Origin of the sequence: Leisingera sp., from assembly GCF_034669605.1 — a bacterium.
Classification (GTDB): domain Bacteria; phylum Pseudomonadota; class Alphaproteobacteria; order Rhodobacterales; family Rhodobacteraceae; genus Leisingera.
The window spans coordinates 1-5067 of the sequence record NZ_JAXMOX010000269.1; the positions used below are offsets into that span (position 1 = coordinate 1).

Annotated in this window: 3 protein-coding genes; all 3 read left to right on the plus strand. The window is 57.3% G+C overall.

Features of this window, described 5'->3' with window-relative positions:
- Nucleotides 1-199: 199 nt before the first annotated feature.
- Genes VOI29_RS22380 through VOI29_RS22390 form a run of 3 tightly spaced genes read left to right on the plus strand, consistent with a single transcriptional unit; the run spans nt 200 to nt 4991 of the window.
- On the plus strand, nt 200-2134 hold the full coding sequence (locus tag VOI29_RS22380) for a PrkA family serine protein kinase (RefSeq protein WP_323783820.1): 1935 nt from the start codon (nt 200-202) through the stop codon (nt 2132-2134).
- Between the two features lie 18 nt (nt 2135-2152).
- Nucleotides 2153-3490 (plus strand): YeaH/YhbH family protein, encoded by a 1338-nt coding sequence (locus VOI29_RS22385; protein ID WP_323783822.1) that lies wholly within the window; start codon nt 2153-2155, stop codon nt 3488-3490.
- The gene (locus tag VOI29_RS22390; RefSeq protein WP_024091105.1) at nt 3477-4991 is read left to right on the plus strand and encodes a SpoVR family protein; all 1515 of its coding nucleotides are present in this window, start codon (nt 3477-3479) and stop codon (nt 4989-4991) included. The genes VOI29_RS22385 and VOI29_RS22390 overlap by 14 nt, the downstream gene beginning before the upstream one ends.
- Nucleotides 4992-5067: the final 76 nt, after the last annotated feature.

The following is a 5067-nucleotide window of genomic DNA, read 5'->3' on the forward strand; positions in this document are numbered from 1 at the left end:
GAAAGCCCTGGCACGCCAGGCACAGGCCGCCGCCAAGAGCGGCCAGCCGGACGGAGAACGCCGGCAGCGGCGCTGAGCAGAAATCAGAATTCTAACACTGACGCGGACACCCATGCCCACGTGCTGGGCACTGTCTGTCCGTGCGCGAACCAGAACGCCAGGAGGACCGGCGCCAGCTAACCAGGAGGCTTGATCCAAGATGAAAGACATTGCCGAACTTTTTGCGGAGCAGTACGGCGAAACCCGCGAGCAGGAAATGCCGCTGCAGGACTATTTGAACGCCTGCCGCGACGATCCCAGCCTGTACGCCAACGTCGCTGAGAGGATGTTGAAGGCAATTGGCAAAGAGGAGCTGGTAGACACGTCCAAGGACGGGCGGCTCGGGCCGATCTTTCAAAACCGCACAATCAAGCGCTACAGCGCCTTCCACGACTTCTACGGCATGGAGGACACGATTGAGCGGATCGTGGGTTACTTCCGCCACGCCGCGCAGGGGCTGGAGGAGCGTAAGCAGATCCTTTATCTTTTGGGCCCGGTTGGCGGTGGTAAATCCTCGCTGGCGGAACGGCTGAAGCGCCTGGTCGAAGAGCAGCCAATCTACGTGCTGAAAGCGGGCGATCAAATCTCGCCGATTTTCGAAAGCCCGCTGGGCCTGTTTGACCCGGTCCGCATGGGCAAGATTCTCGAAGATGAATACGGCATTGTCCAGCATCGTCTGCCGGGGCTGATGTCGCCTTGGGCGGTGCAGCGGCTGGATGAGTTCGACGGCGATATCAACAAGTTTTCTGTGGTGCGCATATATCCATCGCGCCTGCGCCGCATTTGTGTGGCCAAGGTTGAGCCGGGTGATGAAAACAACCAGGATATCTCCACTCTGGTCGGTAAGGTTGATATCCGCCAGCTGGAGCATTTCAGCCAGGACAACCCGGATGCATACAGCTTTTCCGGCGGGCTGAACCGGGCGACCCAGGGTGTTCTGGAATTTGTCGAGATGTTCAAGGCGCCGATCAAGATGCTGCACCCACTGCTGACGGCGACCCAGGAAGGCAACTACATGGGCACTGAAAGCTTTGGTGCGATCCCCTTCAGCGGCCTGATCCTGGCACATTCCAACGAGTCCGAATGGCAATCCTTCAAGAACAACAAGAACAATGAGGCTTTCATCGACCGGGTGTCGATCGTCAAAGTGCCGTACTGCCTGCGGGTTTCCGACGAGTCGATGATCTACGACAAGCTGATTGAGCACAGCGAGCTTCGTAATGCGCCATGTGCGCCGGAGACGCTGAAAATCCTCAGCCGTTTCTCGGTGCTGACCAGGCTGAAGCCGCATGAGAACTCAAACCTTTACTCCAAGATGCGGGTCTATGACGGCGAAAGCCTGAAGGACACCGACCCCAAGGCCAAGACGGTGCAGGAATACCAGGACCGGGCCGGCGTCGACGAGGGGATGAACGGCATCTCGACCCGTTTTGCCTTCAAGGTGCTCTCCACCACCTTCAACTTCGACACCAACGAGGTTGCGGCGGATCCGGTGCACCTGATGTACGTGCTGGAGCAGATGATCAAGCGCGAGCAGTTTCCGCAGGAGACGGAGCAGAAGTATTTGGAGTTCATCAAGACCGAACTGGCACCGCGGTATGAAGAGTTCATCGGCAACGAGATCCAGAAGGCGTACCTCGAAAGTTATACAGAATACGGCCAGAATGTCTTTGACCGCTATATTTCCTACGCGGATGCCTGGATCGAGGAGCAGGATTACAAGGATCCTGATACCGGCCAGCTCTATAACCGCGAAGTGCTGGACGCGGAGCTTTCGAAGATCGAAAAGCCGGTCGGCATCGCCAATCCCAAGGACTTCCGCAACGAGGTTGTGAAATTTGCCCTGCGCCACCGCGCGAACACTGGCAAGAACCCGGCCTGGAACTCCTACGAGAAACTGCGCGATGTGATCGAGAAGCACATGTTCAGCCAGGTCGAAGAGTTGCTGCCGGTGATTTCCTTCGGTTCCAAAAAGGACAGCAAAACTGAAGGCAAGCATCAGGAGTTCGTCGAGCGGATGCGTGGCCATGGCTACACTGACCGCCAGGTGCGGCGCCTGGTGGAATGGTACATGCGCGTCAACAAGGCGGGCTAAAGAGGAGCGCTGTGCAACATGCATCATTTCATCGACAGGCGCTCCAATCCGAAGGGCAAGAGTCTCGGGAACCGGCAACGGTTCCTGCGGCGGGCCCGGGAGAACATTAAAGAACGCGTCGACCGGTCAGTCCGGGGGAAATCGATCCAAAGCGGAAGCGGTGTCCCGGACGAAGGCGAAAAAGTCACTATCCCGACCAGAGGCCTGAAGGAGCCGCGGTTCTTTCATTCCTCAAAAGGCGGCCTGCGCCGTCATGTTCTGCCCGGCAACAAGGATTTCGTTGTCGGCGACACCATCAAGCGCCCCGACGGCGGTGCAGGCGAGGGCGGCCGAAAAGCCTCCGAGGACGGGGATGGTGCGGATGAATTTTCCTTCACGCTCACGCAGGAAGAGTATCTGGAAATCCTGTTTGAGGGTCTGGAACTGCCAGACCTGGTGGAGAAGGCAACGGTGGAAACCGAAACCATCGGCACCCGTCGGGCGGGCCTGACCACCGCGGGCACTCCAAATAATCTCAATCTGGTGCGCACAATGCGGAACTCTTTGGGGCGCCGGATCGCATTGCAGCGCCCGACCACCAAGTCCCAGCGGGATCTGGAAGAGCAGATTGCCGATCTGGAAGCGCTGGAGGATCGCAGCCCGCCGCAAGAGGCATTTCTGGCCGAATTGCGGCAGAAGCTGGAAGTCATCCTCCGCAAGCGCAAGGTCGTCGGCTATATCGACCCTCTAGACCTGCGGTACGATACCTTTGTGCCGGAGAAAATCCGCAATTCCCGTGCGGTGGTATTCTGCCTGATGGACGTCTCAGGCTCCATGCAGGAGCGGGAAAAGGATCTTGCCAAAAGGTTCTTCCTGCTGCTGCACCTGTTCCTGGAGCGCTGCTATGAACACACCGAACTGGTGTTTGTGCGGCACACTCATCACGCCCAGGAAGTGGACGAGGAAACCTTTTTCTATGCCCGGGAAACAGGCGGTACTATCGTGTCCACCGCGCTGGAGAAGATGAAGGAGATCATCGAAGAGCGTTACCCGCCTGATGAGTGGAACATTTACGGGGCTCAGGCCTCCGATGGTGAGAATTTCGGCAATGACTCGGTGCGCTGCAAAAACCTGCTGCTGAACGATCTGCTGCCGGTCAGCCAGTTCTATGCCTATGTGGAAATCGTCGATGAGGCGGCGGAAATGCTGCTGAACAATCCTGAAGCAGGCGAAGACCTGTGGCAAAACTACCGTGACGTGAAGGGCCAGGCCCAGCATTTCGAAATGCAACGGGTCTCGCAGCCCGGCCACATCTATCCGATTTTCCGGGAGTTCTTCCTCCCCAAAGTGAGAGGGGCGCAGAATGCAGGCAGCTGAAAAGGCGCGCAAGCCGCTGTTCGACGGGCCGGAATGGACCTTTGAACTGATGGAAAAGGCGCGCGACGCGATCGAGAAGATCGCGCTCGAAGATCTCGGGCTGGACGTCTATCCGAACCAGATCGAAATTATTTCCGCTGAACAGATGCTGGACGCCTATTCCTGTGTCGGGCTGCCGCTGATGTATCAGCACTGGTCCTTCGGCAAGCATTTCGCCCGAGACGAGGCGCTCTACCGCACCGGCCGCCAGGGGCTGGCATACGAGATCGTTATCAATTCGAACCCCTGCATCAGCTATAACATGGAAGAAAACACCATGGCGATGCAGACGCTGGTGATGGCCCATGCGGCTTTTGGCCATAACCATTTCTTCAAGAACAATTACTTATTCCAGCAGTGGACCGATGCTTCTGGCATTCATGATTACTTGGCTTTTGCCAAAAATTACATTGCCGCTTGTGAAGAACGGTACGGCCCCTGCGCGGTCGAAGAGGTGCTGGACGCGGCCCATGCGCTGCAATCCCAAGGCGTGTTTCGCTACGGCCGCCCGCCCAAACCGACCACGGAAGAGCTGGTCGCCATGCAGAAGGTTCGCGACGGCTATGAAAGCGGCCAAAGCGTGCTGGATATCTGGACAGACACCACCTTGGGCCGCGACAAGCTGGAACTGGTCGAGGATGCCTCTTTCAGCGCGCGCCGTAAGCAGATGAACCTGCCGCAGGAGAATGTGCTTTATTTTCTGGAAAAGCACAGCCCGGCGCTGGAGGCCTGGCAGTGCGAAATCCTGCGCATCGTGCGGATGCTGGCGCAGTATCTTTACCCGCAAAAGCAGACCAAGGTGATGAACGAAGGCTGCGCGACCTTCGTGCACTATTACATCATTAACAAGCTCTATGAGCAGGGCCAGATCACCGAAGGCGCATTTATGGAAATGATGCACAGCCACACCAATGTAGTGCTGCAACCGGAATTCGATGATCAGCGCTATTCCGGCATCAACCCTTATGCGCTGGGCTTTGCGATGATGCAGGACATCCGCCGCATCTGTCAGGATCCAACCGATGAGGACCGTGAGTGGTTCCCCGATTTCGCCGGTGATCCCGATTGGCGAAAAGTGATGCGCGATGCCTGGGCGAATTACCGCGACGAAAGCTTCATTCAGCAGTTCCTGTCGCCGCATCTGATCCGCAAGTTCAAGCTGTTCACGCTGACCAATGACGCCGACCTGCCGAATCTGGTGGTGAGCCAGATCCACAACCGCGCAGGGTACAAGGCGATCCGCCGCGATCTGGCAAAGCAATATGATCTGGCCTACCTGGAGCCGGATATCCAGGTAACAGATGCGGATCTGCGCGGTGACCGGGAATTGAAGCTGACCCATACCGTGCGGGATGGCATCCATTTGGATGAGGAAGATCAAGAAGAGGTGCTGAAGCACCTGCGCCGTCTTTGGGGGTATGATGTCAGCTTGGACGCCGTCGAAACAGCCTGCGAAAACTGACGCCAATCACGGAACTGTGCCCGGCTTTTTTTGGGGGGGCGGCTTTTCAGTCTGATTGCGAAAATGGAAACGCAGG